Raw genomic sequence first — 14814 nt, 5'->3', positions numbered from 1 at the left:
GCGTGTGGGCAGATTGACCGCATTTTGATTTTTGAGACGGTTTGACCGGGCCATCGTTAGGGGGCGGACGGGATGGATCTGAGGGAATATACAAGACAATACGCGGTTCAGGACAACAGATTGGCCGCGCTCAGCTATTTTGGAACATTTGCGGTGTATTTCGCATCGCTGTCTTTGGCTGTTATCTATGTCGATCGGTGGTACGTCATGATCCCCGCAGGGATCGTTTTCGCCTTTGCGGCGGTGCGTCTGTACGTGCTTCAACATGATTGCGGGCACCATTCGCTGTTTAAAACGCGTCAACAGAACGAATGGGCCGGGCACGGGCTGTCGCCTTTCACCTTCGCACCGTTCGAAGTCATGAAGCAGAACCACAACCTGCATCACAACGGGATCGGCAATCTTGAACATCGCGAAACCGGCGAGATACACACTATGACTCTGCGTGAGTGGAGCGTGGCAGACTGGAAATCCCGTTTGTTCTATCGCCTTTATCGCAATCCGTTCATTCTGGTTCCTGTCGGCGCGTTGTTCACCTATTTCATCCGCTATCGCTGGCCCAAGAACACGGTGCGCTTTGGGGTGGTCGGCGTGTTGCTGCACAACCTGTCGATCGTGATTTTCCTGGGCCTTCTTTTTCTGATCGCCGGAAGCACGGGTATTCTGGTCTGGCTGGTGTTTTCATTGCTGGGCGGAATGCTTGGTGTGTTTCTGGTCTATCTGCAGCATAACTTTGAAGACACCTATTGGGATCGCCGCCCCGATCTTGATCCGAAACTGGCCGCGTTGCACGGGTCGTCGGCGCTGGATTTCGGGTGGTGGTTTGATAATGCGGTGGCCTGCATTACCTTGCATGACATCCATCACTTCAATGCCCGCATTCCGTCTTACAGGCTGCGGGCCTGCCACTATAACCTGCCGCCTGAATATACGCCGCGCCGGATCAAGTTCCCCGAGGCGGTGGCGGCGCTTAATCTGAAACTCTGGGATGAAGATGCCAAACGTCTTGTGCCATTTCCCAAAAAGGACAACCCAGGGTATTTTGCCCATAACCGTTGATGTTAAAGAATTTCCCCGCCCGTACACAGACTTGCGGACGTGTATATCTTGTGTATATACGGTATGAGCGGGGGGATAATGAAAGGATCGAAGATGACTGCAGTGACCAAAATCAAAGGCGTAGGTGAGGTACTTGGCCAATCCCTGATTGCCAACGGCTTCAAGACTGCCGAAGCGCTGGCCAAGGCCACCCCCGCCGATCTGGTCAAGGTCCCTCGCATCGGCGCGGCCCGCGCGCCCTTGTTGATCGCGGCTGCGCAAGATGCCGTGTCGGGAAAGCAGTCTGTTTCGAAACGCAGCACCCCGGCCCGCAAACCCGCGGCCCGGAAGACAGTCGCGGCTGCTGCCGCCGAAAAGCGCGCGGCAGAGGCGGCACGCAAGGCGGCCGAGGAAAAAGCCGCCGCAGATCTGGCTGCGGCCAAGGCCAAGAAAAAGGCCAAGGCCAAAGCAAAGGCCGAAAAGGCCGCCAAAAAGCGCAAAGAAATGGAGGCTGCGTTTTCTAAGGCCAAGGACAAAGTGAAGGCCAAGGCCAAGAAGAGCAAAAAGCCCAAGAAGGACGACAAAAAGAAAGACGACAAGAAAAAAGATAAGAAGAAGGACAAGAAAAAGGCGAAGAAGTAAGCCTTCTCCGCCTTCCAATGTCATAGGCCGGCGCCGTGTTGAACGGCTGCCGGTTTTTTCGTCAGGCCAGCGTGCCGTCCGCTTGCAGGGTCAGCTTGCCACGCAGATAAGGGCTCAGGACCTCGGGCAGGGTTACGGTGCCATCGGCGTTCTGGCCGTTTTCCAGCACCGCGATCAGGCAGCGTCCGACAGCCAGGCCCGAACCGTTCAGGGTGTGAACGTACTCTGGCTTGCCCCCGCCCTCGGGGCGGAAGCGGGCGTTCATGCGGCGGGCCTGAAACGCACCTGTGGTCGAGACCGAGCTGATCTCACGATAGGCATCCTGCCCGGGCAACCAAGCTTCGATGTCATATGTCCGGCGCGCGCCGAACCCCATGTCGCCCGTGCACAGGGCGACGGTACGGTAGGGGACACCCAGCTGCTCCAGCAGGTCCTCGGCACAGCGCAGCATCCGTTTTTGCTCATCATCCGACTTGTCCGGGTGCGTGATCGAGACCATCTCGACCTTTTCAAACTGGTGCTGTCGAAGCATCCCAGAGGTATCTTTGCCAGCACTGCCAGCCTCGGACCGAAAACAAGTCGTGTGGGCGGTCATGCGGATGGGCAAGGCGCTTTCGTCAAGAATGTCACCGGACACCGAATAGGTCAGCGTGACCTCGGACGTTGGAATCAACCACCAGCCATTGGTCGTCTGATAGCTGTCCTCGCCGAATTTCGGCAGCTTGTCCGTGCCATACATGGCCTCATCGCGCACCAAAACCGGAGTCTGCATCTCGGTCAGGCCGTTTTTGTCGCTATGCGTGTCCAACATGAACTGAGCCAGGGCGCGATGAATGCGGGCGACGCCTTTCGACAGGTTCACAAACCGGCTGCCGCTGGTTTTGGCAGCGGTCTCAAAGTCCATTGCAGCGGCGACGGCGGGGATCTCGTAGTGCTCCTTGGGATCAAATTCGAGGTTGCGCGGCGCCCCCCACCGGTTGACCTCAACATTGTCGTCTTCATCGGCACCATCAGGCACATCATCGGCGGGCAAGTTAGCGATGCGTGCCAACTGATCGGTCAGCAGCGCGTCCAGATCTTTCGCCTCGGTCTGCATTCGGGCGATCTCGGCCTTTTTCTCGGCGACCAGGGCGCGCAGGCGCTGGAATTCATCCTCGTCGCCACGCGCTTTGGCGGCACCCACTTCTTTGCTGGCTTTGTTCTGTTCGGCCTGCGCCGTTTCCGCGGCCAGAATCTTGGACCGGCGGCTTTCGTCTAGCCGCAGCAGATCTGACGACACCGGCGCATCCCCACGGCGCGCAAGGGCGGCGTCAAAGGCGGCAGGGTTTTCGCGAATGGCGCGGATGTCGTGCATGGGTCAGGTCCTAAATGGGTGAATCACTAAAGCCGCTTATGCACCATCTGAATGGCAGGGTGTAGCACCGCCGTAGAAAATGCGCCTACTTGTCCGCATCTTCTGCACCTTCATGTGCCAGATGGCCATCCCATTCCTCGGTCGGGATTTTCGGTTCCGGTGTATCGGCGATGTAGGACGGGGTCATGATCTGCACATTGTTTTCATTGAACACAGCCACGATGTTGCGATGCAGGTCCGAGCGGATTTTCGGGATGATGCTGCCACGGGTCGTATACCCGTTGATCTGATAGTTGATCGCGTAATCGGCCAGCGCGGTCCACAGCACGAACGGCTCGGGTTTGGCCTTGATCCCCTTGGTGCGGTTCGCGGCCTCGATCAGCATCGCCTCGATCTTCTCCGAGGGCTCCTCATAGCCGATGCCGACGGTGGTGTGCAGCAACAGCCCGCTGCCGTCTGTTTTCTTTGAGAAATTCACCACATCCGAATTCATCAGCTGCGCATTCGGGATCGAGATCAGCTCATTCTTGATGGATTTCAGATGCGTTTCCATCAGCTTGATCTGAACCACATCGCCGATATGTTCCCCGATCTGGATGCGGTCGCCAATCGAGGTTGAGCGGCGATAGATCACAAACAGCCCGGCCAGCATGTTGCTGACCACCGAATTCGCGCCCAGCGACAGCATGGCTCCGACCAGAATGGTCAGCCCTTGGAAGGCTGCCGAATCTGATCCGGGGATATAGGGCACCGCAAAGACCAGCGAGATCAGGATCACGACCACACGGGCGATGTTGAAGGTCGGGTTGACCCAGTGTTTTTCGAAGTCGCCCATGTCGAATGTGCCTGCCTCGACGGCGTCGAAGAACACGCGCATACCTTTGATGATGTAAGTCGCCAGCCAGGCAATCAGGCCCAGCATGATCAGATTGGGGATATAGCTGATGATGCCCTTGAAGATCAGCAGGACCGGCTGTGTCAGGTAGGTCAGCAGTAACTGTGCAAAGTACCGCGTTTCGGCAAAGGCAAGCAGGACGAACGACAGGTAATAGTAGAACCCCAGAAAGAAGAGGATCAGCAGGATGAAATTCAGGCCATATCTGACCAGCCCGGCGATGGCTTCGGCCTGAACGCTTTTGGCTGTGGCCGTTTCCACATCCTTCAAATAGCGCTGCACGATTATCAGGGTGCGCCGCCGTATCCGTCGGTGCAGCCAAAAAATCACGACGATAAATACGACAAACCCGACGGTCCATGCAGCGGCTTCGATCGCGCCGGACACGCGCGCCTGTTCGGTGCGGTTGGCGCGGTAAGAGAGGATGGCCTGCTCAATAGCCTCACCATGCAGGAAGCTGAGGACGTCAAGCTCCATCTGGTCCAGTTCGGCATCTGCGACGGTCACGATTGAAACCACGACCCCATCAGCCAGAATGCGGATGCCCAGATCGGTTTCCTCAAAGGTGACCCGTACGTCCGCGTCTTCGGATGCTTCCGCGACTTCGACAATACTGTTTTGAACCCGCTCGGCGCGTTCGGGCGCGGGCAGGGCGCTTGAGCCGCGCAGAAAGAACAGGGTGTCGCCATCCACGATCACCGGTGCCTTGAAGGTCTCCGACTGTTCTTCGGTTTCGCTGGTGTTCGCAGGTGTCTCTTGCGCCAGCAGGGGGGGCGAAATCAGGGTGACCCAAATCGCTGCAACCAACACGCGCATAATCGTGCCAAGGGTCTGATATAGTTTCGTCATTGGGCCTCCTGATGCACAACTATATCCAAGCAAGCCCATGTTCCTAGGGCATAACTGCAACGTCTGACCGATTCTTTGATCATTATGGGGCAACCTGCGAAAAAACCTGTGCCGCCTTTCCTTGCAAACAGGCATTTCTGAGAATAGGTTCTCGCCAAATTTGCGGAGCCTTTCCGCGATACCAATAAAAAGGAATATCCTATGGAAGGTGGCGCAATCGCCCAGTTTCTCCCGCTCGTCCTGATCTTTGCGATCATGTATTTCCTGTTGATCCGTCCGCAGCAGAAAAAGATGAAGGAGCATCAGGCCATGGTCGAGGCCGTGCGCCGGGGCGATCAGGTTGTCACCCAGGGTGGTCTGATCGGCAAAGTGTCCAAGGTCAAGGAAGGCGACAACGAAGTTGAGGTCGAGATTGCCGAGGGCGTCAAGGTCCGTGTGGTTAAATCGACCATTGCGCAGGTTTTGAACAAGACCGAGCCAGCGAAGTAAGTTCGCGCGATAATTCCTTGAAAAGGCAGGGTAATGCTGCAAATTAATACCTGGAAGCGGGTTCTGATCTGGTCGGTCTGCGTGATCGGCTTGCTGATGGCCCTGCCGAATGCGTTTTACACACGCGTCGAGCAATCGAACGATGCCAAGACCGAGATCGAACTTGGCATCGACACACCCGAAATACAGGCCAAGGCCGGGCAATGGCCAAGCTGGCTGCCATCATTGCTGGTCAATCTGGGCCTTGATCTGCGCGGCGGCGCACATCTGCTGGCCGAGGTTAAAGTCGAAGATGTCTACGAATCCCGGATGGAGGCGATGTGGCCGGAAATCCGCGAGGCCCTGCGAGATGAACGTGCGACTGTGGGCACGATCCGCAAGCAACAATCCAGCCCGGATGAGATTCGCGTCCTCATCAGCCAGCCCGAGGGGATGACCCGCGCGCTGGAGGTTGTGCGCGGTCTGGCGCGTCAGGTGCAAACCCTGACCGGCGTTGGCGCAACCGATATCGAAGCCCGCGCCGAAGGTGACACAATCATCGTGCAGCTGTCCGAGGCTGAAAAGCTGGCCTCGGATGATCGAACAGTGCGTCAAGCGCTGGAAATCATCCGCCGCCGGATCGACGAGGTCGGCACGCGCGAACCCACCATTCAGCGTCAGGGCGCGGATCGCATTCTGATTCAGGTTCCGGGGATCGGCAGCGCGGGTGAGTTGAAAGAGATCATTGGCACTACGGCGCAGCTGACGTTCAATCCGGTGAACGGACCTGCAAATAGTCTTGAAGACGTAGTTCGCCCCGGACAGAAAGTGGTGCCCTCACTGGATGAGGGGGGGAGGCTGTATGTCATTGACGCGGCCCCGGTGGTCACTGGCGAAGAACTGGTCGACGCGCAGCCATCATTCGACCAGAACGGCCGCCCTGCGGTCAGTTTCCGGTTCAACACGTCCGGTGCGCGCAAGTTCGGCGATTACACTCTGGAAAACATCGGCGCGCCCTTTGCCATCGTTCTGGATGACGAGGTGATATCGGCCCCCGTGATCCAAAGCCATATTCCCGGTGGGTCCGGCATCATCACCGGCGACTTCACGGTCGAGGAAAGCACCAATCTGGCCGTCCTGCTGCGCGCGGGGGCACTGCCTGCGGGGCTGGAATTCCTTGAGGAGCGCACCATCGGCCCCGAGTTGGGGCAGGACAGTATCGACGCCGGTAAGGTGGCGACCATCATCGCCTTTGCCGCTGTGCTGATTTTCATGGCGCTCAGCTATGGCCTGTTCGGGATATTCGCCAATGTTGCGCTAATCATCAACGTGGGCCTGATCTTTGGCCTGCTGTCGCTGATCGGGGCGACGCTGACCTTGCCGGGTATCGCGGGGATCGTGCTGACGGTCGGTATGGCGGTGGACGCCAACGTGCTGATCTTTGAACGTATCCGCGAAGAACTGAAATCCGCCAAAGGCCCGGCGCGCGCGATTGAGCTGGGTTATGAAAAGGCGCTGTCGGCCATTCTGGACGCCAACGTCACCACATTCATCACCGCCGTCATCCTGTTTGCCATGGGCAGCGGCCCGGTGCGCGGCTTTGCCATCACTCTGGGTCTGGGCATTCTGACCTCGGTCTTCACCGCGATCTTCGTGACGCGCCTGATGATCGTCCTTTGGTTCGAACGCCGCCGCCCGAAAATGATCGAGGTTTGACATGAGACTGAAACTGGTTCCCCAGAACACCTCGTTCGATTTCTTCAGCCGCTGGAAAATCTGGCTGGGTATCTCGGCCCTGATGATGGTCGTGGCGTTTACGTCCTTCATGTTGCAGGGGCTGAATTTCGGCATCGACTTTCGGGGCGGCACAACAATCCGAACACAGTCCACGCAAGAGATTGACGTGGGTGTCTATCGCGATGCCCTTGCCCCGCTTGAATTGGGCGACGTGACCATAACCGAGATTTTCGATCCCAGTTTTGGACCGGATGAAAACGTCGCGATGATCCGCATTCAGGCCCAGGAAGACGCCGAGGCTGTCACCTCGGAGGTAATTGACCGGGTGGGCGAAGTGCTTGCAGTCGCCGACCCCGGGCTGAACCTGCCGTTCGAAAGCGTCGAATCCGTTGGTCCCAAAGTCTCGGGTGAGTTGATCCAGACCGCCGTGATTGCGGTGGTGTTGGCGATTGGCGCGGTGCTGGTCTATATCTGGCTGCGGTTCGAATGGCAGTTTGCGCTCGGGGCTGTCGCAGCCTTGGTGCATGACGTGATCCTGACCATCGGCATCTTCTCGGAACTGCAGATCCGCTTTGATCTGGCGATCATTGCCGCACTGCTGACCATCGTTGGCTATTCGCTGAACGACACTGTGGTCGTGTTCGACCGGGTGCGCGAGAACCTGCGGAAATACAAGAAGAAGGACCTGAAAGAGGTTCTGAACATCTCGATCAATGAAACGCTTAGCCGGACGGTTATGACCTCGGTCACCACCTTGTTGGCGCTGATCTCGCTTTATGTACTGGGCGGGGATGTGATCCGGGGTTTTGTTTTTGCGATGATCTGGGGCGTAATTGTGGGGACTTATTCCTCGGTCTTCGTGGCCTCGACCATCCTGCTGTGGCTGGGGGTCAAACGCGACTGGTCCAAGCCGTCGAACACCTCTGGCAACCAGTTTGCCAATATTGATGCCTGAGGGCCTGACTCTGGCCCTGGCAACGCCGGGGTTGGGTTGGATGGCCTTCACCATCTTTTGCGCTGGAATTGTCCGGGGGTTCACGGGCTTTGGCACGGCGCTGATCTTTGTGCCTGTTGCCGCGCAGTACTTGCCGATGGTCGAGGTGATCCTGATCATCATGCTGACCGGAACGGTCACGGCCACAGCGCTGATGCCAACTGCATGGCGTGTGGCCGATAAGCCCGAGGTCGGCGTTCTGGTGGCGGCCGTTGCGGTCACGGCCCCTTTTGGGCTGTGGCTGATGTCAGTGACAGAGGTGCTGACGCTGCGCTGGATCGTCACCGGCGTTGTCTTGTTGACCCTTGTCGCAGTGGTGACTGGCTGGCGCTGGCATGGGCGATTGGGCTGGGTTGGCCGCCTGGCCATTGGCGGCGCGTCGGGGGTCATCGGTGGCACCACCGGTTTGACCGGTCCGGTGGTCATTATCTTTTACCTCGCCAATGCCCGCAGCGCGCAGGCCGTGCGGGCGAACACCATTCTGTTTTTGGCGGCCAGTGATATCGTCATTATTTCCAGCCTTGCCATAAGTGGGCAGATTGTCGAACGTGCGCTCTGGCTGACGCCGATCCTGTCCGTGCCTTATCTGGCGACTGCGCTGATCGGACAGGCGCTGTTCGACCCGGCCTATGATATCCTGTATCGTCGGGTTGCATACGGGGTTGTGTTTCTGGCGGTGATATCGGGTTTGCCGTTGCTGGATTAAGGTGGGAAATCATGCGTCTCAATGAAATCGACTATAGCGATGCCCAACCAATTGACGGGTACGGCCCGGGATTCTTTCGCATCGGTGGGCAGCCTTATAAGGGCGCAGTGCTGACAGGTCCGGGCGGAACACAGGGCTGGGGCGGGTATGAAGATACCGCGCCGTTGTTGGCATTGGCCGATCAGATTGATGTGCTTTTTGTTGGCACCGGGCCGGATATTGCCCATTTGCCTACTGGCCTGCGTTATGTGTTGGAACAGGCCGGTATCGGGGTCGAGAGCATGAATTCGCCCGCCGCCTGCCGTACCTATAACGTGCTTTTGTCCGAAGGTCGCCGGATCGCTCTGGCTTTGCTGCCGGTCTGACGTCGCGACAGACCCTGCGGCAAATCCGACCTTTTGCCACTGACGGCAATAAGATAAGCGGGTTTCATGACACTGACAGTGACCGATTTGGCCATCGCCCGTGGCGGTGTTCCCGTGCTTGAAGGGCTAAGCTTTGCTTTGCAGCCCGGCAAGGCGCTGATCCTGCGTGGCCCGAACGGCATCGGCAAGACGACGCTGCTGCGGACGCTGGCCGGGTTGCAACGGCCTTTGGCCGGACGCATCGAAGGGGCCGAGGATCAGATCGCCTATGCCTCGCACTCCGACGGGTTGAAGCCGACATTGACGGTTATTGAAAACCTGTCCTTTTGGGCGTCAGTGTTTGGCACGCGGGATATCCAGCCGGCGCTGGACGCTTTTGCGCTGAATGAACTGTCGGACCGGCACGCGGGCAACCTGTCGGCGGGCCAGAAACGGCGGCTTGGGTTGGCGCGAATGCTGGTCACCGAACGGCCAATCTGGATGCTGGACGAACCGACGGTGTCGTTGGATAAAAACGCCGTGCAGATGTTTGCCGACGCTGTGCGGGCCCATCTGGGGCAGGGCGGTTCCGCCCTGATCGCCACCCATATCGACCTTGGACTGAACGGAGAGGTTCTGGACGTCGGCCCCAACAAGGCCAAACCCAAACCCATCGACGATTTCGACGGAGGCTTCCTGTGATCGCACTGTTGTTGCGCGACCTGAAACTGGCCTTACGCGCGGGCGGCGGCTTTGGCCTTGGGTTGGCGTTCTTTTTGATCGTAACCGTTCTGGTGCCGTTTTCCGTCGGCCCGCAATCATCCTTGTTGTCGACCATCGCGCCGGGGGTGCTGTGGTTGGGGGCGCTGCTGGCCTGCCTGCTGTCGCTGGACCGCCTGCTGGCGCTGGATTGGGAGGACGGCTCGCTGGATCTGCTGGCCACCGCGCCGCTGCCCCTTGAAACGGTGGTGACGGTCAAGGCGCTGGCGCATTGGCTGACCACGGGCCTGCCGCTGGTTCTGGCCGCGCCGTTTCTGGGTGTGCTGCTGAACCTGCCGGTGCCGGGGTTTCTTTGGCTGGTCGTTTCGTTGCTGCTTGGCACCCCAGCCATGAGCGTCATCGGCACATTCGGCGCGGCCCTGACCGTCGGCCTAAAGCGCGGCGGGCTGTTGCTTTCGTTGCTGGTGCTGCCGCTTTACGTGCCCACCCTGATTTTCGGGGCCGAGGTCGCACGGCGCGGGGCCACGGGGATGGAGACTCAGACACCGCTGCTGATGCTGGCGGGTATCACAGCGGCCACCGTCGCGCTTTTGCCGTTTGCCAGCGCCGCGGTTCTGCGTATCAATCTTCGGTGACGGGATCGAACATTGACCAAGGTCAATTGAGAACCCTGCCGACTCGGACTAGATAAGACCCATGTCAATCGCAGCCAAAGCCAACGCCCTCTGGGAATACGCCAACCCGCGCAAGTTTCTTGCCACCAGTGAGCGGGTCATGCCGTTCTTCTGGGTCACCTCCATCACCTGCATCGTTGTGGGGCTGGTGTGGGGGTTTTTCTTTACGCCGGATGATTTCCGGCAGGGATCGACCGTCAAGATCATCTATCTGCACGTGCCTGCGGCCCTGATGGCGATCAATTGCTGGCTGATGATGCTGGCGACCTCGCTGGTCTGGCTGGTGCGGCGTCACCATGTCAGCGCGTTGGCCGCCCGCGCCGCGGCCCCTGTGGGGGTCGTCATGACGCTGATCGCGCTGATCACCGGCGCGATCTGGGGTCAGCCGATGTGGGGCACCTGGTGGGAATGGGATCCGCGCCTGACGTCTTTCCTGATCCTGTTCCTGTTCTACCTGGGCTATATCGCCCTGTGGGAGGCGATCGAGGATTCTGACACAGCGGCCGACCTGACATCGGTCCTGTGTCTGGTGGGGTCGGTCTTTGCGCTCCTCAGCCGTTATGCGGTGAACTTCTGGAATCAGGGGCTGCATCAGGGTGCATCGGTGATGCGCGCCGCCGCCGTGACCGGGGCCGACACCGAAGAGAAGGTTAGCAATGTCTATTTCTTCCCTTTGCTTGTGTGCATCATCGGATTTGTTTTTCTGTTTATCGCGCTGGTCCTGTACCGCACCGGAACAGAGATTCGGGCGCGGCGGATCAAGGCGTTGCTGGCGCGGGAAAGGGTAAGCGGATGATCCCTGATCTTGGAAAATACACTGATACAGTTCTGTGGTCCTACGCGGCCTCAATCGGATTGCTGGCCGCGCTGATCGTGTTCAGCGTGATGCGAGGGCGCAAAACACGGGCCGAGATGGAAAAGATCGAACAAAGGATGTCGCGCAATGGCTAAAATTTCGCCGCTGATGATTGCCCCGCCTTTGATTTTCGGCGCCTTCGCCGTTCTGGCGGGCATCGGCATGTTCCGTGACGATCCCAACGCGTTGCCTTCGGCGCGCGAGGGGCAGCCCGCGCCGCCGGTTGTGTTGACCGAGTTCGCAGGCAAACCGAACTTTGACGACGCCACCCTGCGCGACGGAGAGGTCAAGCTGGTCAACTATTGGGCCAGCTGGTGCGCGCCTTGCCGGGTGGAACACCCCAATCTGCAAGCGCTGGCAGACGAAGGCATTCCCGTCTATGGCATCAATTACAAGGACAAGCTGGATAACGCCGAGGCTTTCCTGTCGGAACTGGGCGATCCCTATGCTGGGATCGGACGGGACGAGCAGGGGCGTATGGGGTTGGACTGGGGTGTCTATGGCGTACCTGAGACCTATGTGATTGACGGTGAAGGAACGATCATCTTGCGCTTTGCGGGCCCGATCACCCAACGCGTGATCAAAAGCACGATCCGTCCGGCATTGGAAAAAGCGGCTGGCAACTAGATCTGTTTGCCGAACATAGATTTTCCGGGCGTCTTTGGTCCGAAACGTGATGTACATGTAAATGAAAAAGGGCGCCCGATTGGACGCCCTTTGTGTTTTGTTGCGCGGCTTTAGCTCGCTTTGGCAAGGTTGCGCAGTACGTATTGCAGCACGCCGCCGTTTTCGATGTATTCGATCTCGGGCGCGGTATCGATGCGGCACTTCAGGGTGATGGTCTTTTCCGATCCGTCCGCGAAGGTGATTGTGCAGGGCACCTCTTGCAGCGGTTCAATCGTGTCCAGACCGCTGATCGAGACGGTCTCATCCCCGGTCAGACCCAGCGATTTGCGCGTGTCGCCGCCGGTGAATTCGAACGGGATCACCCCCATGCCAACCAGGTTCGAGCGGTGAATACGCTCAAAGCTTTCAGCGATCACGGCCTTGACGCCCAGCAGGGCCGTACCCTTGGCCGCCCAGTCGCGCGAAGAACCCGCACCGTATTGCTCGCCCCCGAACACCACCAACGGGGTGCCCTGTGCCTGATAGGCCATCGACGCATCGTAGATCGAGGTCTGCTGACCGTCGGGGCCCTTGGTATAGCCGCCTTCGACCGCATCCAGCATTTCGTTCTTGATGCGGATATTGGCGAAGGTGCCGCGCATCATGACCTCGTGGTTGCCTCGGCGCGACCCGTACGAGTTGAACTCGCGCGGTTGTACCTGACGTTCGATCAGATACTTGCCCGCGGGCGTGGTTGTCGCGAACGAACCGGCGGGTGAGATATGGTCAGTGGTGACCATGTCGCCCAGAACGGCCAGAACCTTGGCCCCTTCGATGTTCGAAATTGTGCCGGGCTGCGGACCCATGCCCTGAAAATAAGGCGGGTTCTGGATATAGGTCGAGGCCGGCGGCCAGTCATAGGTTTCAGCATCGGTGGTTTCCACCGCCTGCCATTTCTCGTCGCCCTTGAAGACGTCGGCATATTTCGACAGGAACGCCTCGCGGGTCACGGTGGCCTCGACCAGATCGGAAATTTCCTTCTGGGTGGGCCAGATGTCTTTCATGTAGACATCGTTGCCGTCCTTGTCCTGACCGATCGGCTCGGACGTCAGGTCGATATCCATGGTTCCGGCCAGCGCATAAACCACGACCAGCGGCGGCGAGGCCAGATAGTTGGCGCGCACATCCGGGCTGATGCGGCCTTCGAAATTCCGGTTACCTGACAGGACCGAGGTGGCGACCAGATCGCCTTCGGCAATCGCCTCGGACAGTTCGTTCTGGATCGGACCCGAGTTGCCGATACAGGTGGTGCAGCCATAGCCCACAAGGTTAAAGCCGATCTTGTCCAGATCCTCCTGAAGCCCTGCGGCCTCAAGATAAGCTGATACAACCTGCGAGCCCGGCGCCAGCGAGGTTTTTACCCACGGCTGGCGGTCCAGTCCCAGCGCGGCGGCCTTACGCGCCACCAGACCGGCCCCGATCATCACATAAGGGTTCGAGGTGTTGGTGCAGGATGTGATCGAGGCGATCACAACCTTGCCCGACTCCATCGTGTAGTCTTCGCCTTTGACGGTAACCTCTTTGCCCATCGGGCGCTTGAACGTCTCGGCCATCTCTTTGGTGAAGGCTGCCTTGGCACCGGTCAGCGCCACATAGTCCTGCGGGCGTTTGGGGCCTGAGATCGCGGGGACGATCGTGCCCATGTCCAGCGACAGAGTGTCAGTGTAGATGGGGGCATAGTTCTCATCCCGCCAGAAACCGTTTTCCTTGGCATAGGCTTCGACCAGTGCCAGACGGTCCTCATCCCGGCCGGTATTGCGCATATAGCGCAGCGTTTCGCCGTCGATGGGGAAGAAGCCGCAGGTCGCGCCGTATTCGGGGGCCATGTTGGCAATTGTTGCCCTGTCGGCCAGCGGCAGGCGGTCCAGACCGCTTCCGAAGAATTCGACGAATTTGCCCACCACGCCTTTTGCGCGCAGCATCTCAACCACTTTCAGAACCAGATCGGTGCCGGTGGTGCCCTCGACCATTGCGCCGGTCAGTTCAAAGCCAACAACCTCGGGGATCAGCATGGAAATCGGCTGACCCAGCATCGCGGCCTCGGCCTCGATCCCGCCGACGCCCCAACCCAGAACGGCCATACCGTTAACCATGGTGGTGTGGCTGTCGGTGCCGACCAGCGTGTCGGGATAGGCGACCTCATCCCCGTTCTGGTCCGTGTCGGTCCAGACGGTCTGGGCCAGATACTCCAGGTTCACCTGGTGGCAGATGCCGGTGCCGGGGGGCACAACGCGGAAATTGTTGAATGCGCCCTGACCCCATTTCAGGAATTGATACCGCTCCATGTTGCGTTCATATTCGCGGTCCACGTTCATCTGGAAGGCGCGCGGGTTGCCAAATTCGTCAATCATGACCGAATGGTCGATGACCAGATCAACCGGATTCAGCGGGTTGATCTTTTGCGCGCCGCCACCCAGTGCCTTGATGCCATCACGCATCGCGGCCAGATCAACCACCGCCGGAACGCCGGTGAAATCCTGCATCAGCACGCGGGCAGGGCGATAGGCGATCTCACGCGGGTTCTGGCCGCCATTGGCACCCCATTCGGCAAAGGCCTTGATATCATCGACCGAGACCGAGAACCCGTCATCCTCGAACCGCAGCATATTTTCCAGCACCACTTTGAGCGCGGCAGGCAGGCGCGAGAAATCGCCCAGACCGGCCTCCTGCGCGGCGGGAATCGAATAATAGGAAATGGATTTGCCATTCACGCTCAGGCTGCGGCGTGTCTTGGCGGTATCCTGTCCGACTTTGATGGGCATCTCTTGGCCTCCCTCTCAAATGGCTTGGAAAATGGGATTCGCTAAAGGTTATCTGCATCACACAAGCGCTTGGTTCAAGGTTCAAGACGCCAAGTGAGGCATTTTTGTA

The 14814-nt window shown here is 58.8% G+C and carries 15 protein-coding genes; 12 read left to right on the top strand and 3 right to left on the bottom strand.

The genetic code is table 11. The features are described from left to right. Positions 1 to 72: 72 nt before the first annotated feature. The gene (locus JT51_RS07125; RefSeq protein WP_037310038.1) at positions 73 to 1059 is read left to right on the top strand and encodes a fatty acid desaturase; all 987 of its coding nucleotides are present in this window, start codon (positions 73 to 75) and stop codon (positions 1057 to 1059) included. A gap of 93 nt (positions 1060 to 1152) precedes the next feature. Then, complete coding sequence (locus JT51_RS07120) at positions 1153 to 1680, top strand: helix-hairpin-helix domain-containing protein (RefSeq protein ID WP_037311864.1); 528 nt, start codon at positions 1153 to 1155, stop codon at positions 1678 to 1680. Positions 1681 to 1741: 61 nt separating this feature from the next. Here JT51_RS07120 and serS read toward each other — a convergent pair whose 3' ends face one another. Both serS and JT51_RS07110 read right to left on the bottom strand, forming a co-directional pair. Then, a complete protein-coding gene (serS, locus tag JT51_RS07115; RefSeq protein ID WP_037310035.1) occupies positions 1742 to 3034 on the bottom strand; it encodes a serine--tRNA ligase in 1293 nt (430 codons plus the stop codon). Between the two features lie 85 nt (positions 3035 to 3119). Then, positions 3120 to 4778: a mechanosensitive ion channel family protein gene (locus tag JT51_RS07110; protein WP_037310032.1), complete on the bottom strand. Its 1659-nt coding sequence runs from the start codon at positions 4776 to 4778 to the stop codon at positions 3120 to 3122. 201 nt (positions 4779 to 4979) lie between these two features. On the opposite strand from JT51_RS07110, the gene yajC reads away from it, so the two are divergent. From yajC to JT51_RS07060, 10 genes are all read left to right on the top strand, one after another. Further along, on the top strand, positions 4980 to 5267 hold the full coding sequence (gene yajC, locus JT51_RS07105) for a preprotein translocase subunit YajC (protein WP_037310029.1): 288 nt from the start codon (positions 4980 to 4982) through the stop codon (positions 5265 to 5267). Positions 5268 to 5300: 33 nt separating this feature from the next. After that, the gene (gene secD / locus JT51_RS07100) at positions 5301 to 6962 is read left to right on the top strand and encodes a protein translocase subunit SecD (RefSeq protein ID WP_037310027.1); all 1662 of its coding nucleotides are present in this window, start codon (positions 5301 to 5303) and stop codon (positions 6960 to 6962) included. A 1-nt stretch (position 6963) separates the two neighbouring features. Next, on the top strand, positions 6964 to 7938 hold the full coding sequence (secF, locus tag JT51_RS07095; protein ID WP_037310024.1) for a protein translocase subunit SecF: 975 nt from the start codon (positions 6964 to 6966) through the stop codon (positions 7936 to 7938). After that, on the top strand, positions 7931 to 8683 hold the full coding sequence (locus JT51_RS07090; RefSeq protein WP_037310021.1) for a sulfite exporter TauE/SafE family protein: 753 nt from the start codon (positions 7931 to 7933) through the stop codon (positions 8681 to 8683). The genes secF and JT51_RS07090 overlap by 8 nt, the downstream gene beginning before the upstream one ends. Before the next feature lie 11 nt (positions 8684 to 8694). After that, on the top strand, positions 8695 to 9048 hold the full coding sequence (locus JT51_RS07085; RefSeq protein WP_037310018.1) for an Mth938-like domain-containing protein: 354 nt from the start codon (positions 8695 to 8697) through the stop codon (positions 9046 to 9048). Between the two features lie 66 nt (positions 9049 to 9114). Beyond that, the gene (gene ccmA / locus JT51_RS07080) at positions 9115 to 9729 is read left to right on the top strand and encodes a heme ABC exporter ATP-binding protein CcmA (protein ID WP_037310015.1); all 615 of its coding nucleotides are present in this window, start codon (positions 9115 to 9117) and stop codon (positions 9727 to 9729) included. Beyond that, positions 9726 to 10382, top strand: coding sequence for a heme exporter protein CcmB (gene ccmB / locus JT51_RS07075; protein ID WP_037310012.1), 657 nt, complete (start codon positions 9726 to 9728; stop codon positions 10380 to 10382). The genes ccmA and ccmB overlap by 4 nt, the downstream gene beginning before the upstream one ends. Positions 10383 to 10443: 61 nt before the next feature. Next, on the top strand, positions 10444 to 11217 hold the full coding sequence (locus JT51_RS07070; protein WP_037310008.1) for a heme ABC transporter permease: 774 nt from the start codon (positions 10444 to 10446) through the stop codon (positions 11215 to 11217). Further along, positions 11214 to 11372 carry a heme exporter protein CcmD gene (ccmD, locus tag JT51_RS07065; protein WP_200876074.1) on the top strand — a complete coding sequence of 53 codons (159 nt, stop codon included), beginning with the start codon at positions 11214 to 11216 and terminating at the stop codon, positions 11370 to 11372. The genes JT51_RS07070 and ccmD overlap by 4 nt, the downstream gene beginning before the upstream one ends. Beyond that, the gene (locus tag JT51_RS07060) at positions 11365 to 11904 is read left to right on the top strand and encodes a DsbE family thiol:disulfide interchange protein (protein ID WP_037310005.1); all 540 of its coding nucleotides are present in this window, start codon (positions 11365 to 11367) and stop codon (positions 11902 to 11904) included. The genes ccmD and JT51_RS07060 overlap by 8 nt, the downstream gene beginning before the upstream one ends. Positions 11905 to 12014: 110 nt before the next feature. Here the strand turns inward: JT51_RS07060 and acnA are convergent, their stop codons facing one another. Beyond that, entirely contained in the window at positions 12015 to 14705 is a 2691-nt protein-coding gene (acnA, locus tag JT51_RS07055; protein ID WP_037309999.1) for an aconitate hydratase AcnA, read from the bottom strand. Between the last annotated feature and the right edge of the window lie 109 nt (positions 14706 to 14814).

Source organism: Ruegeria halocynthiae (genome assembly GCF_000743705.1).
Lineage (GTDB): Bacteria > Pseudomonadota > Alphaproteobacteria > Rhodobacterales > Rhodobacteraceae > Ruegeria > Ruegeria halocynthiae_B.
This window is presented reverse-complemented; position numbering and strand designations above follow the sequence as displayed.

Coding starts and splice junctions, on each gene's coding strand:
- JT51_RS07125 (WP_037310038.1), top strand. CDS start 73: ATGGATCTGAGGGAATATACAAGACAATACGCGGTTCAGGACAACAGA.
- JT51_RS07120 (WP_037311864.1), top strand. CDS start 1,153: ATGACTGCAGTGACCAAAATCAAAGGCGTAGGTGAGGTACTTGGCCAA.
- serS (WP_037310035.1), bottom strand. CDS start 3,034: ATGCACGACATCCGCGCCATTCGCGAAAACCCTGCCGCCTTTGACGCC.
- JT51_RS07110 (WP_037310032.1), bottom strand. CDS start 4,778: ATGACGAAACTATATCAGACCCTTGGCACGATTATGCGCGTGTTGGTT.
- yajC (WP_037310029.1), top strand. CDS start 4,980: ATGGAAGGTGGCGCAATCGCCCAGTTTCTCCCGCTCGTCCTGATCTTT.
- secD (WP_037310027.1), top strand. CDS start 5,301: ATGCTGCAAATTAATACCTGGAAGCGGGTTCTGATCTGGTCGGTCTGC.
- secF (WP_037310024.1), top strand. CDS start 6,964: ATGAGACTGAAACTGGTTCCCCAGAACACCTCGTTCGATTTCTTCAGC.
- JT51_RS07090 (WP_037310021.1), top strand. CDS start 7,931: ATGCCTGAGGGCCTGACTCTGGCCCTGGCAACGCCGGGGTTGGGTTGG.
- JT51_RS07085 (WP_037310018.1), top strand. CDS start 8,695: ATGCGTCTCAATGAAATCGACTATAGCGATGCCCAACCAATTGACGGG.
- ccmA (WP_037310015.1), top strand. CDS start 9,115: ATGACACTGACAGTGACCGATTTGGCCATCGCCCGTGGCGGTGTTCCC.
- JT51_RS07070 (WP_037310008.1), top strand. CDS start 10,444: ATGTCAATCGCAGCCAAAGCCAACGCCCTCTGGGAATACGCCAACCCG.
- ccmD (WP_200876074.1), top strand. CDS start 11,214: ATGATCCCTGATCTTGGAAAATACACTGATACAGTTCTGTGGTCCTAC.
- JT51_RS07060 (WP_037310005.1), top strand. CDS start 11,365: ATGGCTAAAATTTCGCCGCTGATGATTGCCCCGCCTTTGATTTTCGGC.
- acnA (WP_037309999.1), bottom strand. CDS start 14,705: ATGCCCATCAAAGTCGGACAGGATACCGCCAAGACACGCCGCAGCCTG.